Annotated in this window: 20 protein-coding genes; 5 read left to right on the top strand and 15 right to left on the bottom strand. The window is 70.9% G+C overall.

Annotation, left to right across the window (positions count from 1 at the left end; translation table 11 throughout):
• Positions 1-107: 107 nt before the first annotated feature.
• On the bottom strand, positions 108-608 hold the full coding sequence (locus AB0J90_RS05220) for a hypothetical protein (RefSeq protein ID WP_363592365.1): 501 nt from the start codon (positions 606-608) through the stop codon (positions 108-110).
• A 204-nt stretch (positions 609-812) separates the two neighbouring features.
• Between AB0J90_RS05220 and AB0J90_RS05215 the strand changes: the two genes are divergently transcribed.
• Together AB0J90_RS05215 and AB0J90_RS05210 are read left to right on the top strand one after the other, a co-directional pair.
• Positions 813-1,082: a helix-turn-helix domain-containing protein gene (locus AB0J90_RS05215; protein WP_363592363.1), complete on the top strand. Its 270-nt coding sequence runs from the start codon at positions 813-815 to the stop codon at positions 1,080-1,082.
• 145 nt (positions 1,083-1,227) lie between these two features.
• Entirely contained in the window at positions 1,228-1,845 is a 618-nt protein-coding gene (locus tag AB0J90_RS05210) for an Rv3235 family protein (RefSeq protein ID WP_363592361.1), read from the top strand.
• Between the two features lie 171 nt (positions 1,846-2,016).
• Here the strand turns inward: AB0J90_RS05210 and secA are convergent, their stop codons facing one another.
• Positions 2,017-4,872, bottom strand: coding sequence for a preprotein translocase subunit SecA (gene secA / locus AB0J90_RS05205; protein WP_363592359.1), 2,856 nt, complete (start codon positions 4,870-4,872; stop codon positions 2,017-2,019).
• Positions 4,873-5,035: 163 nt separating this feature from the next.
• Between secA and AB0J90_RS05200 the strand changes: the two genes are divergently transcribed.
• Both AB0J90_RS05200 and AB0J90_RS05195 read left to right on the top strand, forming a co-directional pair.
• Positions 5,036-6,238 carry a GNAT family N-acetyltransferase gene (locus AB0J90_RS05200; protein WP_363592357.1) on the top strand — a complete coding sequence of 401 codons (1,203 nt, stop codon included), beginning with the start codon at positions 5,036-5,038 and terminating at the stop codon, positions 6,236-6,238.
• Positions 6,235-7,347 carry a GNAT family N-acetyltransferase gene (locus tag AB0J90_RS05195; RefSeq protein ID WP_363592355.1) on the top strand — a complete coding sequence of 371 codons (1,113 nt, stop codon included), beginning with the start codon at positions 6,235-6,237 and terminating at the stop codon, positions 7,345-7,347. The genes AB0J90_RS05200 and AB0J90_RS05195 overlap by 4 nt, the downstream gene beginning before the upstream one ends.
• Positions 7,348-7,481: 134 nt before the next feature.
• On the opposite strand, the gene raiA is transcribed toward AB0J90_RS05195, so the two are convergent.
• The 8 genes from raiA to efeU form a co-directional block, all read right to left on the bottom strand.
• Complete coding sequence (gene raiA, locus AB0J90_RS05190) at positions 7,482-8,123, bottom strand: ribosome-associated translation inhibitor RaiA (RefSeq protein ID WP_363592353.1); 642 nt, start codon at positions 8,121-8,123, stop codon at positions 7,482-7,484.
• Positions 8,124-8,378: 255 nt separating this feature from the next.
• A complete protein-coding gene (locus AB0J90_RS05185; RefSeq protein WP_363592351.1) occupies positions 8,379-9,086 on the bottom strand; it encodes a ComF family protein in 708 nt (235 codons plus the stop codon).
• A 48-nt stretch (positions 9,087-9,134) separates the two neighbouring features.
• Entirely contained in the window at positions 9,135-10,982 is a 1,848-nt protein-coding gene (locus AB0J90_RS05180; protein ID WP_363592349.1) for an LpqB family beta-propeller domain-containing protein, read from the bottom strand.
• Positions 10,979-12,658, bottom strand: a complete 1,680-nt coding sequence (mtrB, locus tag AB0J90_RS05175; protein WP_363592941.1) for an MtrAB system histidine kinase MtrB — start codon at positions 12,656-12,658, stop codon at positions 10,979-10,981. Before mtrB ends, AB0J90_RS05180 begins: the two co-directional genes overlap by 4 nt.
• Before the next feature lie 114 nt (positions 12,659-12,772).
• The gene (mtrA, locus tag AB0J90_RS05170) at positions 12,773-13,462 is read right to left on the bottom strand and encodes an MtrAB system response regulator MtrA (RefSeq protein ID WP_326560851.1); all 690 of its coding nucleotides are present in this window, start codon (positions 13,460-13,462) and stop codon (positions 12,773-12,775) included.
• A 54-nt stretch (positions 13,463-13,516) separates the two neighbouring features.
• Positions 13,517-14,797 (bottom strand): iron uptake transporter deferrochelatase/peroxidase subunit, encoded by a 1,281-nt coding sequence (efeB, locus tag AB0J90_RS05165; protein WP_363592347.1) that lies wholly within the window; start codon positions 14,795-14,797, stop codon positions 13,517-13,519.
• Between the two features lie 90 nt (positions 14,798-14,887).
• The gene (gene efeO, locus AB0J90_RS05160) at positions 14,888-16,024 is read right to left on the bottom strand and encodes an iron uptake system protein EfeO (RefSeq protein WP_363592345.1); all 1,137 of its coding nucleotides are present in this window, start codon (positions 16,022-16,024) and stop codon (positions 14,888-14,890) included.
• A gap of 140 nt (positions 16,025-16,164) precedes the next feature.
• The gene (efeU, locus tag AB0J90_RS05155; protein WP_363592343.1) at positions 16,165-17,016 is read right to left on the bottom strand and encodes an iron uptake transporter permease EfeU; all 852 of its coding nucleotides are present in this window, start codon (positions 17,014-17,016) and stop codon (positions 16,165-16,167) included.
• Positions 17,017-17,131: 115 nt separating this feature from the next.
• Between efeU and AB0J90_RS05150 the strand changes: the two genes are divergently transcribed.
• Positions 17,132-17,299, top strand: a complete 168-nt coding sequence (locus AB0J90_RS05150; RefSeq protein WP_363592341.1) for a hypothetical protein — start codon at positions 17,132-17,134, stop codon at positions 17,297-17,299.
• Between the two features lie 41 nt (positions 17,300-17,340).
• On the opposite strand, the gene ahcY is transcribed toward AB0J90_RS05150, so the two are convergent.
• The 5 genes from ahcY to AB0J90_RS05125 form a co-directional block, all read right to left on the bottom strand.
• Entirely contained in the window at positions 17,341-18,840 is a 1,500-nt protein-coding gene (ahcY, locus tag AB0J90_RS05145) for an adenosylhomocysteinase (protein WP_363592339.1), read from the bottom strand.
• 318 nt (positions 18,841-19,158) lie between these two features.
• A complete protein-coding gene (gene manA, locus AB0J90_RS05140) occupies positions 19,159-20,352 on the bottom strand; it encodes a mannose-6-phosphate isomerase, class I (protein ID WP_363592337.1) in 1,194 nt (397 codons plus the stop codon).
• A gap of 3 nt (positions 20,353-20,355) precedes the next feature.
• Entirely contained in the window at positions 20,356-21,342 is a 987-nt protein-coding gene (locus AB0J90_RS05135) for a cation diffusion facilitator family transporter (RefSeq protein WP_363592335.1), read from the bottom strand.
• Positions 21,343-21,373: 31 nt separating this feature from the next.
• On the bottom strand, positions 21,374-22,567 hold the full coding sequence (locus AB0J90_RS05130) for an SIS domain-containing protein (RefSeq protein ID WP_363592333.1): 1,194 nt from the start codon (positions 22,565-22,567) through the stop codon (positions 21,374-21,376).
• Entirely contained in the window at positions 22,564-22,752 is a 189-nt protein-coding gene (locus AB0J90_RS05125; protein ID WP_363592331.1) for a Trm112 family protein, read from the bottom strand. Before AB0J90_RS05125 ends, AB0J90_RS05130 begins: the two co-directional genes overlap by 4 nt.
• Positions 22,753-22,786: the final 34 nt, after the last annotated feature.

Raw genomic sequence — 22,786 nt, 5'->3', positions numbered from 1 at the left:
CCGCTCCTGACCGCCCGCTCCCGACCGTCCGTCCACTTGCCGGCCAGGTACGGCGGCGGCACCGGCAGGTCGCCCCTGTCGGCCCGGTCAGCCCCCTGCCGGTCTGGTCAGCCGAGGTCGTCCAGCTCGGAGATGTCGTACCAGGCCAGCTCGTGATCCTCGACGCCGTCGACGGTGAACTGCGCGTCCGGGTCACCGGCGAGCGCCTCGGTCACCACCGCGACCGCCGCGCTCACGTCCTCGATCGCCTCGTTGTCGTCGAGGTGGATCGCGGCGACCGAGGCCACCGGGATCGGCTTGCCCAGGCGTACGGTGCTGGATCCCAGCTCGACCTCGGCCCGCTGCACCGCCTCGGCCGGCAGGTCGGCGGAGACCACCACCCGGCGGCGAGGGGCCTCGGGATCCTCCCGGAGCAACCGCAGCGCGTCCTGGGCGGCGCGGGTGAAGGCGACGTACTCCAGTTCCTCCTCGTCGCCCTCGGCGTACCACTCGCGCAGCATCGGTGTCACCGCGTGCGCCTCGGTGGCGGGCAGCTCGCCCTGCTTGCGCAGGGCGGCCAGCATCGGCACGGTAGCCGGCAGGTACACCCGGACCAGTTCTGCGCGCACCGTTCTCGTCTCCCCACTCGACAACGCCACCGGCGGCGCTGGCCCCCACGACGCCGACTCGTCCGGCGCCGTCCCTGTCATACACCCCGCCGGACCGAACCGGAAGCGTGCCCCTCCCGGCTGTGGCCGATCAGCAACCCGGCCGGGCCGTCTCGGCGGGTACCCGGACGGGACGGAACCGCGGTCGGACGAGAACGGCAGTCGATGGCAAACTTAAGCAAACACGACCACCATCGGGAGTCACTCGTGGAGCCCAGGTTCCTGCTGCTGTCCGACGTCGCCGCCGAACTGAACGTCTCGGACTCGCAGGTCTACCACATGGTGCGAAGTGGAGAGCTGCCCGCGATCAAGATCGGTGGCCGGGGCCAGTGGCGGGTCGAACGGGCCCAGCTCGAACAGTACATCCAGCACAAGTACGCCGAAACCGCGGACTGGGTACGCAGCAACCCGCTGATCGAGCGCGACCCGGAGTAGCCGAACGTATCGAGCGGGGTGTCACCAGCGGGTGGCACCCCGCTTCGCGCTACCCGGAAAGCCTTGACGAGCAATCCATCGTTCGCTACAAATGTGATCAGCCGGAGGCAAACGAAAGCAAACGCAAGATCAAGGAAGGAACCTCATGCCCGCCGTACGGACCAGGCCACTCGCCCGCCCCGCCGTACGACTGCGCCCGGTGCCGCCGCTCGACCCTCCGTTCGACGACGAGCTGGCCGGGCCGGGCTGGGTCGCCGGGCTCGAAGGGCAGCTCGCCCTGCCCCTGGCCGTCCCGGTGCCGAGGGTCGGTGGATCCGGGGCCACCGACCGGGCCCCCGCCACACCCGTGGCACCCGGTCCAGCGGCCCTGCCACCGGAGGCGCTGGCCACGGCCTCCGCGGAGGCACGACAGGCGGCCTACCGGTTCCTGGGCACCGCCCTGGAGATCCTGAACGGCTACCGACCGGCCGCGCACGTCCGGCCGCTGTCGGTCGGCGCAGAGGCGACCGCGATCACCGAGCAGCTCGTCGCCGCCACCCGGCGACTCGCCGAACAACGCGCCCAGCGACCGGTCGTACGCTCACGCGGAGCGAACGCGGGGCGCGCAACCGTACGCCTGCGGCTGCTGCGGGTCTGCGAGCCGCAACAGGGGATCGCAGAGGCCGCCGCCGTACTCGGGTCGGACGAGCGGAGCTGGGCGATGGCGTTCCGGCTGGAACGACGGCGCGGCGCCTGGCTCGGCACCCACGCCCGGGTGCTCTGAACCAGCCGGGAACGGGGCGCGCTGAAGCAACCGGGAACGGGGCGCGCTGAAGCAACCGGGAACGCAAACCGGGTCCGGGCCCGGCCACCTTTGTCGGTGGTCGGAACCGGACCCGGATCGACTGTCGCCTGCCGGCGCCTCTTACGAGTCGGAGCGTGCTGGCCGAGTCGGTCAGGAACCCGTCGGAGAGCCGTGGCAGCGCTTGTACTTGCGGCCGGAGCCGCACGGGCAGGGCGCGTTACGGGACGGACCCTCGCCGCCGACCGCCTGACCCGGTGCCGGCGTGCGCCGCGCGACCGAGGGCGGAGGCGGTCCCTGACGCCCGACACCGAGTGCCGGGGCCTGCGGCTGCGGTTCCTGACGTTCCAGGACCACACCGCCCGCGCCCGCCTCACCGTCGATGGTCGGCGCGGAGTATTGCAGCCCCTGCCGGCGCGGCGCGCGAGCCAGGCCCTTGGCCCGGATCTCCACCGGCGCCTGGTCGAGTACGACCTCGGCGGCGGCCGGCGGGGTTTCCTGCTCGACCTGGACCTCCAGGTTGAACAGGAAGCCGACCGTCTCCTCCTTGATGCCGTCCATCATGGTGGCGAACATGTCGAAGCCCTCGCGCTGGTACTCCACCACCGGGTCACGCTGGGCGTAGGCCCGCAGGTTGATGCCCTCGCGCAGGTAGTCCATCTCGTAGAGGTGCTCGCGCCACTTCCGGTCGATGACCTGCAGCAGCACCATCCGCTCGAGCTGGCGCATCGCCTCGCTGCCCAACTCCTCCTCGCGCCGGGCGTACGCGGCCTGCGCGTCCTCCCGGACCTTGGAGAGCAGGAAGTCGGCGTCGAGGTTGTTGCGCTCGCCACCGGCCTCGTCGATCAGGTCGTCGATGGTGACGCCGACCGGGTAGAGCTGCTTGAGGCTGGACCAGAGCTGGTCGAGGTCCCAGTCCTCGGCGTAGCCGTCGGCGGTCGCACCGGTCACGTACGCGGTGACGGTGTCCTCGATCATGTGCTGGACCTGGTCGCTCAGGTCCTCGCCGTTGAGCACCCGCAGCCGCTCGGCGTAGACCACCTGGCGCTGCTTGTTCATCACGTCGTCGTACTTCAGGACGTCCTTGCGGACCTCGGCGTTCTGACCCTCGATCTGGGCCTGCGCGCTCTTGATCTGCCGGGTGACCATCTTCGACTCGATCGGCACGTCCTCGGGGATGTTGAAGCGCTCCATCACCGCCTCGACCGCACCGGCCCGGAATCGCCGCATCAGCTCGTCCTGGAGGGAGAGGTAGAAGCGCGACTCACCCGGGTCACCCTGCCGGCCGGCACGACCACGCAGCTGGTTGTCGATCCGGCGGGACTCGTGCCGCTCGGTGCCGAGCACGTAGAGGCCACCGGCGTCGGTGACCTCGTCGGCCTCGTCGTCGCACGCCTGCTTCCAGCGCGGGAGGATCTCCTCCATCGCCTTGGCGTACTCCTCCTCGTGCTCCACCGGGTCGAGACCGCGCTGGCGCAGCTCGTTCGCGGCGAGGTATTCCGGGTTACCGCCGAGCAGGATGTCCGTACCACGGCCGGCCATGTTGGTCGCGACGGTGACCCCGCCCTTGCGACCGGCCTGCGCGATGATCTCGGCTTCCCGGGCGTGGAACTTGGCGTTCAGCACCGCGTGCGGGATGCCCCGGCGGCGCAGTAGCTGCGACAGGATCTCCGAGTTCTCCACCGAGACCGTGCCGACCAGCACGGGCTGGCCGCCCGCGTGCCGCTCGGCGATGTCCTCGACGACCGCGTTGAACTTGGCCTTCTCGGTCTTGTAGATGACGTCGGGCTTGTCCATCCGGACCATCGCGCGGTGGGTCGGGATGGACACGACGCCGACGTTGTAGACCTTCTGGAACTCGCCGGCCTCGGTCTGGGCGGTACCGGTCATGCCGGAGAGCTTGGAGTAGAGGCGGAAGTAGTTCTGCAGGGTGACCGTGGCAAGAGTCTGGTTCTCCTGCTTGATCTCCACGCCTTCCTTCGCCTCGATGGCCTGGTGCATGCCCTCGTTGTAACGGCGACCGTGCAGGATGCGACCGGTGAACTCGTCGACGATCAGGACCTCGCCGTCGCTGACGATGTAGTCCTTGTCCTTCTTGAAGAGCTCCTTGGCCTTGATCGCGTTGTTCAGGTAACCGACCAGCGGGGTGTTCACCGACTCGTACAGGTTGTCGATGCCCAGCCGGTCCTCGACCTTGGCGACACCCTTCTCGGTGACCGCGATGGTCCGCTTGGCGTAGTCGACCTCGTAGTCGCCCTCGCCGTCCTTGCCGGGCTGGAGCCGGGCGACCACGCCCGCGAACTCGCCGTACCAGCGGGCGGAGTGCTCGGCCGGGCCGGAGATGATCAACGGGGTACGGGCCTCGTCGATCAGAATCGAGTCGACCTCGTCGACGATCGCGAAGTTGTGCCCGCGCTGGACCAGCTCCTCCTGCGACCAGGACATGTTGTCCCGCAGGTAGTCGAAGCCGAACTCGTTGTTCGTGCCGTACGTGATGTCGGCCGCGTACGCCGCCCGGTGCTCGCTGGCCGGCCGGTTCGGCAGGATCACGCCCACGGTCAAGCCGAGGAACTCGTGCACCCGGCCCATCCAGGCCGCGTCACGTTCGGCGAGGTAGTCGTTGACGGTGACGATGTGCACGCCCTTGCCCGACAGCGCGTTCAGGTACGCCGGCAGCACCGAGGTGAGGGTCTTGCCCTCACCGGTCTTCATCTCGGCGATGTTGCCGAAGTGAAGCGCGGCACCACCCATCACCTGGACGTCGTAGTGGCGCTGGCCGAGCACCCGGGCGGCGGCCTCGCGGGCGGTGGCGAAGGCCTCCGGCAGCAGGTCGTCGAGGGACTCGCCGTCAGCGATCCGCTGACGGTACTGCTCGGTCAGGGCCCGCAGCTCCTCGTCGGTGAGATCGACATAGTCGTCCTCGATCGAGTTGATGGCGTTCGCGACGGCCTTCAGCCGCCGCACCATGCGGCCTTCGCCGGCGCGGAGGAACTTTTCGAGAATCGACACGGATCAACGCTCCCCTAGACGGTCTGCCGAACCATCGTAGGCGCTCCGTCGGGGCAATCGGCAGCCGCGCTGTCGACCGGTCCGAGCGAACCCGACAATTCACCCTATAGGTCCGAGCAGACGCGCCGAATCCAGTTACGCCCAGGGCGAACTCTCCGGCAAGATGGCCGACGTGAAGCCCGTGGAGATCATCGAGGGCGGCCTGCTGCTCCGCCCCTGGAATCCGGCGGACGCGGACGCCGTACATCGGGCCTGCCAGGATCCGGACATCCAGCGCTGGACCACCGTTCCCGCCCCCTACCTGCCAGAACACGCGGCGGGCTTCGTCGGGGACATCGCCCCGGCGGCCTGGGAGGCGGGCACCGGCGCCCCGTTCGCGGTCTGCGACGCCGGCACCGGCGAACTGCTCGGCTCCTGCGGTCTGGTGACGATCGACCCGGGTCTGCGCTCGGGTGAGGTGGGCTACTGGACCGCCCCCTGGGCCCGGGGTCGCGCCGTCGCGGTCCGGGCCACCCGCGCCGTCGCCCGATGGGCGTTCCGGGACCTCGGCCTGCGCCGGGTGGTCTGGCAGGCCGAGGTGGGCAACCACGCCTCCCGGCTGGTCGCGCTCCGCGCCGGCTTCCGGGTCGAGGGTGAACTCCGGCTGGCGCAGCCACACCCCCGGGGCGGCGCCGACGGCTGGATCGGCTCGCTGCTGCCGGAGGACCTGCCCGAGCCGGACGCCGATCCGACCGGAGCCGGTGGTCCGGCCGGGCCGGGTTCACTCGTGTCCCGCCGGGCCGCGGTCTTCGGCCGCCCGCAACCGGTGCTGTTCGCCACCACCGCCGACGGGGAGATCCGACTGCGCCGGCCGGAGGAACGCGACCTGGACGCGATGGTCGACGCCTGTCGCGACCCGTGGGCGCTGCGCTGGCTGAGCCTGCCGGATCCGTACCAGCGCTCGGACGCGGAGTTCTTCACCCACCGGCACACCGCCACGCGCTGGGGACGCGGCGACGGGGCGGTTTTTGTCATCGCCGACGGGGACGACAACTTCGCCGGCACCATGGAACTGCGCCTGAGCGGCAACGATCCCGCCGTGGCCGACGTCGGTTACCTGGTCGCGCCGCACGCCCGCGGGCGCGGCTACTGCCCCCGGGCACTCGCCGCCGTCTGCGCCTGGGGTTTCAGCAGTCTCGCCCTCGCCCGGATCGAATGGCGGGCCCACGTCGGCAACGACGCCTCCCGTCGGGCCGCCGAGAAGGCCGGCTTCGTGGTGGAGGGCATCAGCCGGCAGGGCATCCCGCACCGGGGTGCCCGGGTGGACGTCTGGGTGGGCGCGCTGTTGGCGCTGGACGGACCCGTACCGGGCGCGAGCACGGCGTGAACCGGGAGACCATCGAGACGGCCGCCGTACGACTGCGGCTGTTCCGCGACGCCGACCTCGAAGACCTGCTGGTGGGCTGCAACGACCCGCTGACCCGACGGTTCCTTCCGCACCTGCCGGGTCCGTACACCGCCGCCGACGCCCACTGGTGGATCAGCGAGGGTACGGCGGCGGTCTGGGCCCGTGGCGGTGCGGCGTACGCGATCTCCGACCCGGCCACCGACCGCCTCCTCGGCGGGATCGGCCTCGACCACGTCGCACCCGCGCGGGGTCAGGGCGAGATCGGCTACTGGGTGGCGCCCTCGGCCCGCGGTCGCGGGGTGGCCACCGCCGCCACCACCCTGCTTGCCGGACGGGCGCTGACCCACGGCTTCGCCCGGCTGGAACTGCTCACCGACCCGGAGAACGTGGCAAGCCAGCGGGTGGCCCTGGCCAGCGGGTTCAGCCGCGAAGGCATCCGGCGCGGCGCCGGGAACACCCCCGACGGCAGCCGGCACGATCTGGTCGCCTGGGCCCGGCTGGCCGGCGATCCGCCGGCTCCGGCGACCCGGCTCCTGCCGGACCTGCCCGGCGGTGAGCTGACCGACGGCGTGGTCACGCTCCGCCCGCTGGGCGGCGCCGACGCGGAGTTCGTGCACCGGTTGCAGAACCTGCCGGAGGTGGTCGCGACCAGCGTGCCGCCGGTCGCACCGGAGCGCGCCGACGTGGCGGCGCGGTGTGCCCGCGCACCGGGCCAGTGGCTGGCCGGTGAACGCGCCGACCTGGTCATCCTGGACGCCGCCAGCGGTACGCCGGCCGGCGAGATCGGGCTCTACTACCAGGAACCGCCGACCGGCCAGGCCATGATCGGGTACGCGATGAGCCGGGACTGGCGGGGCCGGGGTTATCCGACCCGCGCCGCCCGGCTGCTGGCCCGCTGGGCCTTCGAACACGCCGGCATCGAACGGTTGATCGCTGGCGCCTCACCCGACAATCCCGGCTCCCGGCGGGTGCTGGAGAAGGCCGGTTTCCGGCAGGAGGGTGAGCTACGGGGCCGGCTGCCCGGTCCCGCCGGCCAGCGGCTGGACGACGTGCTCTACGGACTGCTGCCGCAGGACCTTCGTCCCTGAGCCGCCGCAGCGCAAGACCCTTCGTCGCTGAGCCGCCGCAGCGCAGGACCCTTCGTCGCTGAGCTGCCGGCGGCGGATCCGGTACGGCCGGGCGGGGCGAGTTGCCGCTGCGCCCCGCGCGGCCGACCGGCGCCCTACTCGGTGAGCGCGATGATCCCGTAGTCGTAGCCCTTGCGCCGGTAGACGACGCTGGACCGTCCGGTTTCCTTGTCCAGGAACAGGTAGAAGTCGTGCCCGACGAGTTCCATCTGGAACAGCGCGTCGTCGACCGTCATCGGCTCGGCCGGGTGCAGTTTCGCCCGGGCGATGTGGCCCGGCTCGTGCTCCTCGTAACCGTACGGGTCCTCGGTGGACTCCGCGTCGTCCCGCAGGTCCGGCTCGGCGGTCAGGGTGGCCACGGCGGAGTCGCCGAAGTCGGCCACCGGCAGGCCGGCCGTCGCGGCGGCGACGGAGATCGGCGCGTGCCGGCCACGGTGCACCCGGCGGCGGTCGGCAGCCCGGCGCAGCCGGGTGTCGAGCTTGGCTATCGCCACGTCCAGGGCGCTGTAGAAGTCTTTGGCACACGCTTCGGCGCGTACGACGGGTCCGCGAGAGACGCAGGTTATCTCTACTCGCTGACAGTTGTCAGCCTGTCGCGGATTGCGTTCGTGGGACAGCTCGACGTCGACTCGAATGAGCTTGTGATCATAGCGCTCGATCTTCGCGAGCTTGTCGGCTACATGAACCCGGTAATGCTCCGGGACTTCGACGTTACGGCCCTTGACCACGACATCCATGCGTGACCTCCTGTGATCGGACGGTCCGGAAACAGAAAAACCCGGTCAGCCTGCCTCCAGGAATCGTCCTTCGGCATCGACCGGTCGAGAATGACGCCGCCTCCTTCCTTAAGCCCGGGGCGGGGTGGAGTCCCCCTCATACCCCCGGTTCCCAAAACGCTAACTCCTGTTCTTCCTATAGTCACCCCCCGCTACCAAGAACCTTTGGAAACAGTCACTTGTGGCACGATCGTGTGAAATCGACTGTACGGACCGTTACCGTCGACCCCGTCGACTCGTTGCGGCGAGTACCGCCGCGGCATCCACCCGCAGGCCGACGGACCGCAGCGAGTCGCTCACCGCGGCCAGGGTCACCCCGGTGGTGACGATGTCGTCGAGCACGACCACGAACCGTCCGGCGCCGCTGCGGCGTACGGCCGGCAGGCGGCGCGCCCGTACGGCGAAGGCGCGTTGCGCGGCCGCGGCCCGGCCCGCCGTGTCCAATGTGGCGGAGTCCGGCCTGGGCAGCGCCCGCAGCGGCGCCCCCAGCGCGACCGGCCAACCCGCCGCCCGCAACCGCTGTCCGGCATGCCGGGCCAGCCGCCGCAGATGGTCACCGTGCCGCGCCCGGATCGCCTGCGCGGTCGTCGGCACCGGGATCAGCAGCACCGGTCGCGGTGCGCCGGCGGCCTCCGCGACCACCTCGGCGAGCAACCGCCCCAGCGGCCGGGCCAACGAGTGCCGACCCCGTTCCTTGTACGCCAGCAGCATCTCCCGCAGCTCACCCTGGTACGCCCCCAGCGCCACGCAGCCGGGCAGGCCCGGTGGCGCAGGGGTGGGACGTACCGGGGCGGGACGCAACGCCTGGAGCGCACCGGCACAGCGCGGGCACACACCGTGCCGCAACTCGGTCCGGGTGAGCCGGCAACCGGCACACTCGGCCGGCAGCACCAGATCGGCCAGTTCGGCCCAGACACCCGTCACGTACGCCCGCCCCAGACACCCGTCACGTACGCCCGCCCCAACCGCCGCTCAGTACCGGAAGAACGGCGCGCTGGGCTTGCTCGACGCGCTCACCGAGGGCGCCGGGCCGGGGTTCGGTGCCACCTGGTCCCGGCCGATCAGTCGGTCCGTGGCCGAGGCGGCGCCGTTGGTCTCGTACATCACGCCCAGCTGCGTACGGCTCAGCGGGTTGTCGGGGTACGCGGCGAGGTGCAGGACGTCACCGCGGGTGTCGTCCACCAGCCCGTTCTCCAGCGCCCCGTCCGAACTGATGTTCTCGATCACCGAGCGCCGGTTCGACTGCGTACCGGCCAGCGCGAGCCGGCTCTCCCCGCTCCAGTCGACCGCGGTGACCGTGGTCAGGGAGGTGTCCAACCGGCGGGCCCGGCCGACGGTGACCGTACCGCCGTCGGTGCTCAGTGCCGCGACGTAGATCGCGCCACCGGCGACCACGGCGATCCGGTGCCCGTCCGGTGCCGCGCCGACCCCGGTCACCCGCCCCGTCACTCCCGGCAGGGCGATCCTGACCAGCCGGGCGTTGGAGTCGAACCGGTAGAGGTTCCCGTCCGCGACGACCAGCCCGATCGGTGCCCGCGGGTCGACACCCTTCAACCAGATCGGCCGTTCCATGCTCGGGTACGGGTCGCTGAGGGCGAAGGTCTGCAACGGTTCGGCGCCGCTGGCCACCCGAAGCCGCCACCGCTCCCCATCCGGGGTGACGAGCGCCGCGCCGACCTGGTTGCCGTCCCGTGACAGCGCGGCGGACTGTACGTCGCGGTTCTGCTCCGGCACGATCGGGACCGGCTCGATCGCCTCGTCCCGGTCCCGTAACTGGTGCACCGCCCCATCGAACACGCAGAACCGGGTGGGGGTACCGGTCAGCGGGTAGGGCGGGTTGACCCGCCGGTACCCGTCGACGGCGGCCACCTTCCGCCGTTGGCTCTGGATCTTCAACTCCAGCTCACCGTCGTCACCGCCCATGCCCTGCGGATTCGGCGGCAGCAGCGACCAGGCGAGCTGGGTGAAGAGACGGTCCAGGTCGACGTCGTTGGTCACCTCGCTGGCCGGCACGGAGAGATTGACCTCCAGCCGGCCGCCGGACATCGGCGCGTTGCCGATCCGGCTGGTCCCCTCCGGCAGCGGTACGGCGGCCGGCGACAGCCACGGCGCCGGGCCACCGATGAGCCAGCCGAGCAGTTCGGTGGCCTGGGACTCCCTCGGCACCGACAGCGGCAGGTAACGCAGATCGGGTACCAGCACGGTCCGGCCGGCGTTCCAGAAGTAGATCGTGCGCGGGCTGTAGTACTCCTCCAGTGCACTGGTGCTCATCAGCAGTACCGGCGGCGGGTCGATCACCCACAGCCCGCCCGGGGGCGGCGGCGCCCCGTCGACGACGGGCGCCGGACCGACCTGGAAGACGTAACTGCGCTCGGTCAGCTCCGGCTCGCCGACCGTGCCGTCCATCCGCAGCACGCCGACCTGCTGCACCTGTACCGTGACCAGCCAGTTACCGCTGCGGTCGGGAGCGCCCTCCGCGCTTGGTCCGTCGATCAACCGGACCAGGTTGATCGACGGCTCACCGCCGACCTTCAGCTTGAGCTTGCCGCTGCCCTCGGGGATGTAGCTGTTCACCCGTTCGTAGATCTCGTCGGTCTCGCCCCCTGCCGCGGCGGTCAGGTAGTTCGCCGCGACCTGCTCGGGTTCGTCGCTGTCCTGCCGCTGCGGCAGCCGCGGGGTGAGACCGCCGCCCGAGTCCTGCCCGGACTGCGGCCCCTTGCCGTCGACCCGTACCTCGGTCTCGCCGGGAATGCCGCAGCCGACGAGCCCGACGCAGAGCAACACGGCCACCGCCGCGGCGGGCAGGTTTCTCCGACTCACGTGGTCACCTCCGTACGCTGCGCGCCGGCCTCCGACGCGGCCGAGTCCCCCGGCCCGTCCGACCCGGCGGCCATGCTCTCCGGCACCGGCGCGGCTCCCGCGCCGATCGCCAACCGTGCCCCGCTCGGCACCGGCACCACGGCACCTGCCGCGGCGTCGCTCGGCACCAGTCGCAACGGCGCGGAGGTCAGCCGGTCACCGGCACGCACCGGCAGTGTGAGCCGGAACTGGGCACCCTGTCCGGGCGCACCCCAGGCCTCCAGCCAGCCGCCGTGCAGCCGGGCGTCCTCCAGGCTGATCGACAACCCCAGGCCGGTGCCGCCGGTCTGCCGGGCCCGGGACGGGTCGGCCCGCCAGAACCGGTTGAAGACGAGCTTCTCCTCGCCGGGCTTGAGCCCCACCCCGTGGTCCCGCACGGTGATCGCCACCGCCTGCTCGTCGACACCCAGGACCACCTCGACCGGGCGTCCCTCGCCGTGCTCGACCGCGTTGCCGACCAGGTTGCGCAGGATCCGCTCCACCCGGCGCGGGTCCACCTCGGCGATCACCGGCAGGTCGGGCGCGCTCAGGTGCAGCGGTACGCCGAGCCGGGCGGCCAGGCCGTCGAGCCGCTCCACCACCCGGTGCACCACCGGCACCAGGTCGGTGGGCTCCGCGTCGAGCATGGCGAAGCCGGCGTCGAACCGGCTGATTTCCAACAGGTCGGTGAGCAGGCCCTCGAACCGGTCGAGTTCGGCCTGGAGCAGTTCCGCGCTGCGGGCCACCGCCGGGTCGAACTCGTCCCGCTCGGCGAAGATCAGGTCGGCGGCCATCCGTACGGTGGTCAGCGGCGTACGCAGCTCGTGTGAGACGTCGGAGGTGAACCGCCGCTGCAACCGGGACATCTCCTCCAGCCGGACGATCTGGCGCTGGAGGTTGGTCGCCATCTGGTTGAACGAGGCGGCGAGCAGGGCGAGGTCGTCCTCGCCGTTGACCACCATCCGCTGGTCGAGCAGGCCGGCGGAGAGCCGCTGGGCGGTACGGGCGGCCACCCGTACGGGGTTGACCACCAGTCGGGTCACCAGCGCGGAGAGCAGCCCGAGCAGGAGCACCAGGGTGATCCCGGTGGCCACCACGGTCGAGCGTGCCTCGTCCGCGATCTTGTCCCACCGGGTCAGCGGTACGAAGTAGTAGAGCTCGACCTGGCCGAACTTGGTCGGCACCGGGGAGCCGTAGACGAGGTACTTCGCCGTACCGCCGTCGAGGTTGCCGGTGCGGAACTGGTGCGCGACCTCGCCGCCGGCCACCCGCTCGCGCAGCTCGTCGCTGATCATCGGGCTCACGTTCACCCCGACCGGTGAGGTGGCCGGCTCGATCGTGCGGAACCCGTCCGCCTGGAGTGCCACCACCACCCCGGCGACCTGCTCCGGATCGTTGCCGGCGAGGTAGAGGGCGGTGTTCTCGAAGGTGGCGCTGAGCTTCGGCGCGTACGACACGGTGTAGACGTTGATCTGGTTCTCGGCGTAGTTGCGGCCGTTCTCCAGCCGCTGCTTGACGTCGGCGGTGGCGTTGTCGAGCAGGATGTTGGTGATCCGCTCGGCGACCAGCACGGCGAAGCCGCCGACCAGCAGGCTCGACGCGACCAGCGTGATGCTGACGACGCGCAGTTGCAGCGACCGGCGCCAGGTCTGGTGCAGGCCGGCGGCGAACGCCCGGGACCGGGCGAACGCCGCACGCCAGAACTCCCGGGCCGCGGTGCGGGCACGGGTCAGAGCGGGGGGAAGCACGGGGTGAGCCACAGTGTGCCCAGGCTATCCGGTGCCCGCCTTGTAGCCCACGCCCCGCACGGTGAGGATGATTTCCGGTCGCTCGGGATCCGGTTCGATCTTGGCCCGCAGCCGCTGTACGTGCACGTTGACCAGCCGGGTGTCGGCCGCGTGCCGGTAGCCCCAGACCTGTTCGAGCAGGACCTCGCGGGTGAACACCTGGCGGGGCTTGCGGGCCAGGGCGACCAGCAGGTCGAATTCCAGCGGGGTCAGCTTGACCTCCTCGCCGTCCCGGCTCACCGTGTGCGCCGGCACGTCGATGTTGATCTGGTTGCCGGGCGGGCCGATGGTCAGCATCTCCGGCGCGGCGTCCTCGCCCCGGCGCAGCCGGGCCCGCATCCGGGCCACCAGTTCCTTGGGCTTGAACGGCTTGACCACGTAGTCGTCGGCCCCGGACTCCAGGCCGAGCACGACGTCGACGGTGTCACTCTTCGCGGTCAGCATGACGATCGGCACGCCCGACTCGGCCCGGATCGACCGGGCCACGTCGATGCCACTCATTCCCGGCAGCATCAGGTCGAGCAGGACGATGTCAGGCCGGCTGTCGCGGAACGCGGCCAGCGCCCGCTCTCCGTCTGCGACGAAGGAGGGCAGGAATCCCTCGCTGCGCAGCACGATGCCGAGCATCTCGGCCAGCGCGGGGTCGTCGTCGACCACCAGTACCCGGGCTCTCATGGCACCAATATTCCATCCCCGTTCATGTTCATGGGACCGGCACCACCCCGACGATCAGTCAAAGAGTGCGCGACCCCAGAAATCGCCCTGATCCCGTACGCCGGGCGGGCAGGCAAAGAGCCCGCTGGATACGTGCCGTAGATATTCGTTCAACGCATCGTGACGAGCGAGCTGGGTCTGGATCGACACGAACTGCTTTCGCGGATCACGCTGGTACGCCATGAAGAACAGTCCGGCGTCGAGCCGGCCGAGCCCGTCGGAGCCGTCGACGTAGTTGTAGCCGCGACGCAGCAGCCGGGCCCCGTTGTTCAGGTCGGGGTGGGCCAGCCGGACGTGCGCGGTCTCGGCGATCGCCGGCTTGCCGTCCGGGCCGGTCGCCTTGAAGTCGATCTCGTCGAACTCGTCGCGCTGCCCGATCGGCGCCCCACTGCCCTTGGTCCGGCCGACCAGCTCCTCCTGCTCACCCAGGGAGGTCCGGTCCCAGGTCTCGATGATCATCCGGATCTTGCGGGTCACCAGGTAGGAGCCGCCGGCCATCCAGTCCGGGCCGTCGCCCGGCTGGACCCAGAGGTGGTCCCGAAGCAGCTCGGTGTCCTCGGCCTTCAGGTTGGCCGTACCGTCCTTGAACCCGAACAGGTTTCGCGGGGTGGCCTGCTCCCGCGAGGTCGACGAGGTACGGCCGAAGCCGAGCTGCGACCAGCGGACGCTCACCGCCCCCATGCCGAGCCGGGCCAGGTTGCGGATCGCGTGCACCGCCACCTGCGGGTCGTTGGCGCAGGCCTGCACACAGAGGTCGCCGCCGGAGATCTCCGGTTGCAGCGCGTCGCCCGGGAAGCGGGGCAGTTCCGCCAGTGCGGCGGGGCGGCGGTCGGCGAGCCCGAACCGGTCCCGGCCGTCGGCGTCCCGGAACAGCGTCGGACCGAACCCGACGGTCAGGGTCAGCCCGGACGGCGGCAGGCCCAGTGCCTCCCCGGTGTCGTCCGGCGGGGCCTCCGGCGCCCCGTTCACCGCGCCCACGACCCCCGCGTCCTGTCCGGCGGTCATCCGCGCGGCGGCCACGGTCCAGTCCCGGAGCAACTCGACCAGGCGGGCCCGGTCCTTGGTGATCACGTCGAAGGCGACGAAGTGCAGCCGGTCCGGCACCTCGGTGGTGATCCCCGCCTGGTGCTCGCCCCGGAACGGCACCGCGCCCGAGGCGGAGTTGGCCGAGGTCGGCGACGGGTCGAACGCGCCGTGCAACAGCGCGCCCGTACCGGCGGCAACCCCGACACCGGCGACGCCGGCCGCCCCGGCGAGCCCGATCGCCCGGCGGCGCGATATCCGATTCTCCGTCACGTGCAACCCCAACCGTTCGACCATTGCCCACGGCGCCCGGCGCCGCCCGAGGCGGCGCCGGGCCCGGTCGACCTACCCGGCTCGACCGCCCTACTTGGCGACGACCGCCGCGACCTTACTGATCGGCTCGGCGAGCGCGTTGATCGCGTCCGAGAGATCCTTCAGGTCGGCCTTGCTCAGCTCGGTGTGCAGCTTCCAGCCATCGCCGGCACGGTGCTTGGCCAGCGTGGTGTCGACCGTGGCGAAGCCTGCGTCGAGCGAGGTGACCAGGTCGGGCGCGCGCTCGGTGAGCACCGGGCGGAGCGCGGCGATGGCCGCCTTCGAACCCTCGACGTTGGCGTTGAAGTCCCACAGGTCGGTGTGCGAGTAGCGGTCCTCCTCGCCGGTGATCTTTCCGGTGGCGACCTCGTCGAGCAGTTCCTTGGCGCCGTTGGCCAGGTTCAGCGGGGAGAGCTTCTCGGCGTTCGCCTTGGCCACGATCTCCTTGACGTCGGCCAGCAGCCGGTCCGCGATCGCGCCGTCCTTGCTGACGTCGCCGGTGGTCCAGAGGTCCTTCTCCAGGCGGTGGAAGCCGGTGAACTCCATGCCCTCCTCGAGCACCTCCTCCCGGCCGTCGATCTTCGGGTCGAGGTCGCCGAAGATCTCCGCGACCGGCTCGATCCGTTCCCAGTAGGTGCGGGCCACCGGGAAGAGCGCCTTGGCCTGCGCCACGTCACCGGCCTTGACCGCGGTGACGAACTCCGTCGTCTTGTCCAGCAGCGCACCGGTCTGGCTCTGCACGTACCGCTGGTAGCTGTCGGTCGCGCCGGCCAGGGCCGCGTCGTCGGTGAGCGGCGCGGCGGAGCCGCTGACCGTCAGCGCACCCCGGATGCCCTTGCCGATCATGCCCGGCTTGCAGGCCGTCTCGTACGTGCCGGCGGGCAGTTCGACGTGCAGTTCGCGGCTGAGGCCGGGAACCACGTTCTCGACCTCGCCCATCACCCGGTCCCCGGCGGCGTAGACGTAGAACTCGGTGACCTTGGCACCGGAGTTGGTCACGTTGAACACGACCGTGCCGGCGCCGACCTCGGTCGAGCCGACCTCGCACGCGGTGTCGCTGGCCTTGACGGTGATCGGCCCGCCACCGGCGGCGTCCCCGGTGCTGTCGTCCTCGGCGCCACAGCCGGCCAGGCCGGCACCGGCGAGCACGCCTGCGGCGGCCAGCGCCAGAAAGCGGGTGGTACGCATTCGGGTTCTCCTTGCGGTTCGGGTGATCCGGCTCGGTCGGTCGAGGCACCCGGATGGGCGGGCGCGACGCGAGCGGGTTCCGTTCGGTCGGTGTGGTCGGGTGGTCGGTGTGGTCGGTGTGGTCGGTGTGGTCGGTCGGGTCAGGCCGATTGGGCCGCGGGCGCCGGTGCGGCGGGCGCGGCGGGCGCGGACGCGCGGCGTCCGGGAAGCAGGAAGAGCAGCAGAACCGGGATCGCGTACGCGGCCCAGGCGACTACCTCCAGCACGGTGGACTCCGCGGTCACGTTGAACATGCCGCTGAGCAGCGTGCCGTACCAGGTCGACGGGTCGAACAGCCCGGAGTACGCCAGGTTCCTGATGCCGGGCAGGACGCCGGCCTCCTGGAAGTCGTGGGTGCCGTACTTGAAGATGCCGGCGGCGACCAGGATGAGCAGCGCGCCGGTCCAGGTGAAGAAGCGGGTCAGGTTGATCCGGACCGCGGTGGCGTAGAGCAGGTAGCCGATCGCGATCGCGGTGGCGATGCCGCCGATCAGCGCGTACAGCGGGCCGCCGTTGACGTCCGCGCCCTGCACGGCGGAGTAGAAGATGAGGGCCGTCTCCAGCCCCTCCCGGACCACGGCCAGGAAGGCCATCAGGGCCACCGCCAGGGAGCCGACGGCGAGCGCGTCGGTGAGCTTGCCGCGCAGTTCACCACTGAGCGAGCGGGCCGCGCGACGCATCCAGAAGATCATCGCGGTGACGAAGGCGACCGCGGCCACCGAGGTCACCGCCTCGAACAGTTCCCGGTCGGAGGACCGGGCCAGCAGTGTGGTGCTGGTGTATTCGAGCAGCCAGCCGAAGAAGACGGAGAGGACGACCGCGAGTGCCACGCCGCCCCACACCTGGGGCAACCGGTCCCGGCGCTCGGACTTGACCAGGAACGCGACCAGGATGCTGACCACCAGGGTGGCTTCCAGCCCCTCGCGCAGACCGATCAGGTAGGTGGCGAACATCAGGACTCCGGGTCACTCGGTTAGGTGTCCCTAAGTTAGGACAGCCTACCTTGCTCCCTCCTTCTACATCTTGTCAATGTGGCGCCGCACACCGGCTCTCTGATCCAATGACCGGATGAAGGCCTTCGTACCGTGGCTGGTCGTACTCGCGGTCATCTTCGCGCTCAGCGCGCTACGACTGCGCCCGCTCGCCACCGCGGTCGCGCTCGGCTGGCTCGGCTACTGCGTCTGGACCTGGATCCGCGCCGCCCGCGCCGGAAACAGCAACGGCCGGGCCGGCTGACGCGAGAGCGCCAGCCGACCCGACCGGTGGTACGGCGGGACTCAGTACCGGTAGTGGTCCGACTTGTACGGACCCTCGACCGGGATGCCCAGGTACGCGGCCTGCTCCTTGGTCAGCTCGGTGAGCCGGACCCCCAGCGCGTCCAGGTGCAGCCGGGCGACCTTCTCGTCCAGGTGCTTCGGCAGCACGTAGACGCCGACCGGGTATTCGTCGGTCTTGGTGAACAGCTCGATCTGGGCGATCGTCTGGTTGGCGAACGAGTTCGACATGACGAAGCTCGGGTGCCCGGTGGCGTTGCCCAGGTTCAGCAGCCGGCCCTCGGAGAGCACGATGATCGAGTGCCCGTCGTCGAACTTCCAGACGTCGACCTGCGGCTTGATGTTCGTACGCTGCACGTCCGACCGCTTCTGCAGACCGGCCATGTCGATCTCGTTGTCGAAGTGGCCGATGTTGCCGACGATCGCCTGGTGCTTCATCCGTGCCATGTGCTCGTTGGTGATGACGTCGAAGCAACCCGTCGCGGTGACGAAGATGTCCGCGGTCTCGACCACGTCGTCCAGCGTCGCGACCTGGTAACCGTCCATCGCCGCCTGCAGCGCGCAGATCGGGTCGATCTCGGTGACGATGACCCGGGCACCCTGACCACGCAGCGACTCCGCGCAGCCCTTGCCCACGTCGCCGTAGCCGAGCACGACCGCGACCTTGCCGCCGATCAGCACGTCGGTGGCGCGGTTGATGCCGTCAATCAGCGAGTGCCGGCAGCCGTACTTGTTGTCGAACTTGCTCTTCGTCACCGAGTCGTTGACGTTGATCGCCGGGAACAGCAGCGATCCGGCCTGCTGCATCTCGTACAGCCGGTGTACGCCGGTGGTGGTCTCCTCGGTGACACCCTTGATGCCGGCCGCGACGCGGGTCCAGCGGGTGTTGTCCTCGGCCAGCGAGCGGTGCAGTACGCCGAGGATGACCGCGTACTCCTCGGAGTCGGCGGACTCGATCGGCGGCACCGCGCCCTCGCCCTCGAACTGGGCGCCCCGGTGCACGAGCAGGGTGGCGTCACCGCCGTCGTCGAGGATCATGTTCGGGCCCTGCCCGTCCGGCCAGAGCAGCACCTGCTCGGTGCACCACCAGTACTCCTCGAGTGACTCGCCCTTCCAGGCGTACACCGGTACACCCGCGGGGGCGTCGACGGTGCCCTCGGGGCCGACGACGATCGCGGCGGCGGCGTGGTCCTGGGTGGAGAAGATGTTGCACGATGCCCAGCGGACCTCCGCCCCGAGGGCGGTCAGGGTCTCGATCAGGACCGCGGTCTGGATGGTCATGTGCAGCGAGCCGGTGATCCGGGCGCCCCGCAGCGGCTGCGCGGCGGCGAACTCCCGGCGGAGCGACATCAGGCCGGGCATCTCGTGCTCAGCCAGCTGGATCTCCTTGCGTCCGAACTCGGCGAGCGACAGATCCGCCACCTTGAAGTCGCCACCGGCGAGGGTCGTGGGTCGGGCCTCGGTCGACGCGCCACCGGAGGGCGCCGGGAGAGTGCTGGTCATGAAAGCTCCTGTCGTACGGGTCTGCTGCGCGACCCTCCACATTACGCCCGACCGCACCCGTGCCGGCACAGGCGGTGCCGTCCGCTCCGGACAAGCACGACATTTGGCGACGACAACGGGTACGGCGATGGCCATGGTTGGCCGGCGTCTACGCCAGCGATGGTCGCACAGCACGCGGGGCGGCGGGGCATGGACGGCTTCCCGCCCAGCATCCCTCCGCCCCGCGCATCCCCCCGGTTTGGTACCCCCGCGCGCGTCTTACGACCCCCATCGCAATGACGCTGCGTGGTTATAGAGTCACACTCCGCATATGCCCTGTCAAGCCAATCCGGAAATGTCCGATAAGCCGGCCACGCCGACAAAGACCTCGCCTCGACCGGAGAAGACCAGCTCACCGCCGTCGGCCGCCCCGATCGCCGCCCGGCCGGGCTCGACCGTCACCGCACCGGCCGCGTCGCGTACCAGCACCGCGCCGGTGGCACCGAGCAGCACCCTCGGCCCGGTCAGGGTGAGCCGGGCCTCCGGCAGGTCGTCGTCCAACCGCACCCGGTACAGGGCGAAGTCGTCCACCGGCACCGGCCAGGTCACCACACCCGGCGCCACCGGAGCCGGAGCGAGCAGCGGGTCCTCCAGCACCTCGAACCGCAGCACCCGGAGCAGTTCGCCGATGTCCACGTGCTTCGGCGTCAGCCCGCCGCGCAGCACGTTGTCACTGGCCGCCATGATCTCCACACCCGCACCGCGAAGGTACGCGTGCAGGTTGCCGGCCGGCATCCAGATCGCCGTACCCGGTTCCAGCCGTACGTGGTTGAGCAGCAGCGCGACCAGCACACCCGGATCGGCCGGATACCAGCCGGCCAGCCGCCGGACGAGTTCCTGATCGTCGGTGTACGCCGGGCCGAGATCGGTGCTGCGGACCGTCTCCACCAGCGCCGCCCTGTCCACCGCCGGCCACGTCAGCAACCGCTCCACCGCGTCCCGCAGCCCCGCCACACCCGTACGCAGGCACGCCACCACCGGCTTCAACGCCGGGATGTCGAACGCCTCCAGCACCGCCGCCGACTCCCGGGGATCCCGGAAACCGCAGAGCGCCTCGAACGGTGCGATCGCCACCAGCACTTCCGGCTTGTGGTACGGGTCGACGTAGTTGCGGTGCGCGGTCGGCGGCAGGTCCTGGTCGGCCGCGTACCCGCTGCGGGCCTGGTCGGGATCCGGGTGGGCCTGCAACGACAGCGGTGCCTCCGGCGCCAGCAGCTTCATCAGGAACGGCAGCCGCCCGTCGAAGCGGGCCAGCACCTCGTCACCCAGCCAGCGCGACGGTTCTGCGGCGAGCAGTTCCACCAGGCTGATCCGGGCGTCCTGCTGGCACACCATCGCCGGGGATCCGGGGTGTGCGCCGAGCCAGAGTTCCGCCTCCGGCCCGGCGCTGGGCACCGAACGTCCCTGTAACCCGGCGATCACCGTCCGGGATCCCCAGGCGTAGTCGCGGATCGGGCCGTACAACGGTTCCACGCCTCAGCCTTTCCCATCCGTTTCATCGGTCGCAGGTTGCGCCGCGTTCTCCGGCGTGCTCTGCCGGTTCGCCGCCCGTGCGCTGTAGATGTCCGGCTCCAGGTAGATCACCCGGGCGATCGGCACCGCCGTACGGATCCGCGCCTCGACCGTGTCGATGTCATGGGCCAGTTCCTCGGCCGACGCCGACGGCGTGACCGCGATCTTCGCCGCGACCAGCAACTCCTCCGGCCCCAGGTGCAGGGTGCGCATGTGGATGATCCGCTCGACCTCGGAGCCCTCGTTGACCGCCCGCTCGATCGCGCTGACGTCCTCCGGGGTGGCCCCCTCGCCGAGCAGCAGGCTCTTCGTCTCCATCGCCAGGATGACCGCGATGGTGACCAGCAGGATGCCGATCGCCAGGGTGCCGGCCGCGTCCCACCTGCCGTTGTCGGTGGCCAGCGTCATCGACACGCCGACCATGGCGAAAATCAGGCCGAGCAGCGCGCCGAGGTCCTCCAGGAGCACCACCGGCAACTCGGGTGCCTTCGCCCGCCGGACGAACTGCACCCAGGTCGCCTTACCGCGTACGTGGTTGGACTCCTTGATCGCGGTACGGAACGAGAACGACTCCAGACCGATCGCGACGAGCAGCACGGCCACCGGCACCCACTGGTGGTCGTCGATCGGCTCGGGGTGCTGCCACTTGTGGTAACCCTCGTACAGCGCGAAGAGACCACCGACGCTGAACAGCACGATCGACACGATGAACGCGTAGATGTAGCGCTCACGCCCGTACCCGAACGGGTGTTGCGGAGTCGCGCCGCGCTGGGCCCGACGGCCGCCGACCAGCAGCAACGCCTGGTTGCCGGAGTCGGCGACCGAGTGGATGGCCTCGGCCAGCATCGACGACGACCCGGTGAGCAACCAGGCCACGAACTTCGTGATCGCGATGCCCAGGTTGGCCAGCAGCGCGGCGATGATCGCCCGCGTGCCCCCACCGGCGCTCATGTCGGCGTCCCCTGCTGGTCGCTGTGCACGTTCACGGGTTCGATAGCTCCTTCATTTCGGTCACCGCGGGCACGGCCATCGGGTCGAGCCCGTGTGCCAGTGCCAGGTACACCGACGCGAAATCGGGTACGGCGATCAGCGACGCGAGCCGCTCCAGCGCCGAGCCGCCCTCGGCGGTGACCACGTCGCAGCGCACCCCGCGCCGCTCGGCCAGGGTCTGCAACGCGTCCGCCCGTCGTTCCTCGACGGCCAGCGGCTCGTCGCTGTCGTCGTCGGCGTTCAACCCGCCGTCGCGCAGCAGCACCACCCGCAGCCGGGTCCAGTCGGACTCGTCCTCCGGGTCGGCGAAGATGTCCCGGGTCGACTCGGCGAGCCCGCCGAACACCCCGTCGAGCAGCCCCACCCGGCCCCGACCGGCCTCACCGAGCGCACCCGCGACCACCGGGTAACGCGCGTTCGCCGACAGCGTGTCGCCGAACCGGCGGGCGGCCACCGTGGCCAGCGGGGACGAGCCCCAGACCACCGGCACCGAACCGGCCAGCGCCAGCGCCAGCGACTTCGCCGGGTTGACGAACGACTCGGCGGTCGGCCGGCTCCGGTCGGCATCGGCGTCGAGTCGGGCGGCCGTCTCGGCCAGGTCAGCCTCGTTGACCTTCACCAGCCCGAGCGCGCGGGCGGCGAGCAGCACCGGCACGGTCAGCCCCCAGAGGCTGGCCCGCGCGGGCGCCCGCCGGGGTACCGGGATGAACGGCGCCCGGACCCCCTCGGCCACCGACTGGAGCTGCGAGTCCGGGGCACCGACGGCAACCAGCCTGGCCCCGCGGCGGGCCGCCGCCTCGGCCGCGCCGAGCGCCTCCGGGCTGCGTCCCGAAGCGCTCACCGCGATCACCACGTCGGCGGCGCCCACCCAGCCCGGCACCCCGGCGCTGCGGTGCGCGATGACCGGCACCGGGCAACGCGGCCCGGCGACCGTGGCGAGGATGTCACCGGTACGTCCTGCGGTACCGATGCCCGCGATCACCACGGCACGCGGGCGGCCCTCGTCGGCCAGTACCCCCAGGTTCGCCTCGGCGGCCAGCGCCGCCGATTCGCGTACCTGGGCACCGGCCGAGGCGGTGAACCGGAGCATGCCGCCCGGGTCGGCCTCGGCCAGCGCGGCCACGTCGTCGAGCAGCCCCTCGTCGGGGACCCGTCGCCCGCTTACGCCGGCGTGGGCGTCCATCACTTCTCCTCCTGAGCGGTACCGCCGCGGGCCTCGTCGAGCAGGAGCACCGGTACGTCGTCGCGAACCTCGAAGATCCGCTGGCATTCGGTGCAGGTCAGGGTCTGCGCCTCCGCGTCATAGGCGAGCGGGGCGTGGTGCGTGTCCGGGCAGGCGAGAATCTCGAGTAACTGCGGGTCAAGGGCCACGATGCGGCTCCTTCCACGTCATCCGGGCGGCCGG

The sequence above is a fragment of the Micromonospora sp. NPDC049523 genome (genome assembly GCF_040676775.1).
Taxonomy (GTDB): Bacteria; Actinomycetota; Actinomycetes; order Mycobacteriales; family Micromonosporaceae; genus Micromonospora_G.
This window is presented reverse-complemented; position numbering and strand designations above follow the sequence as displayed.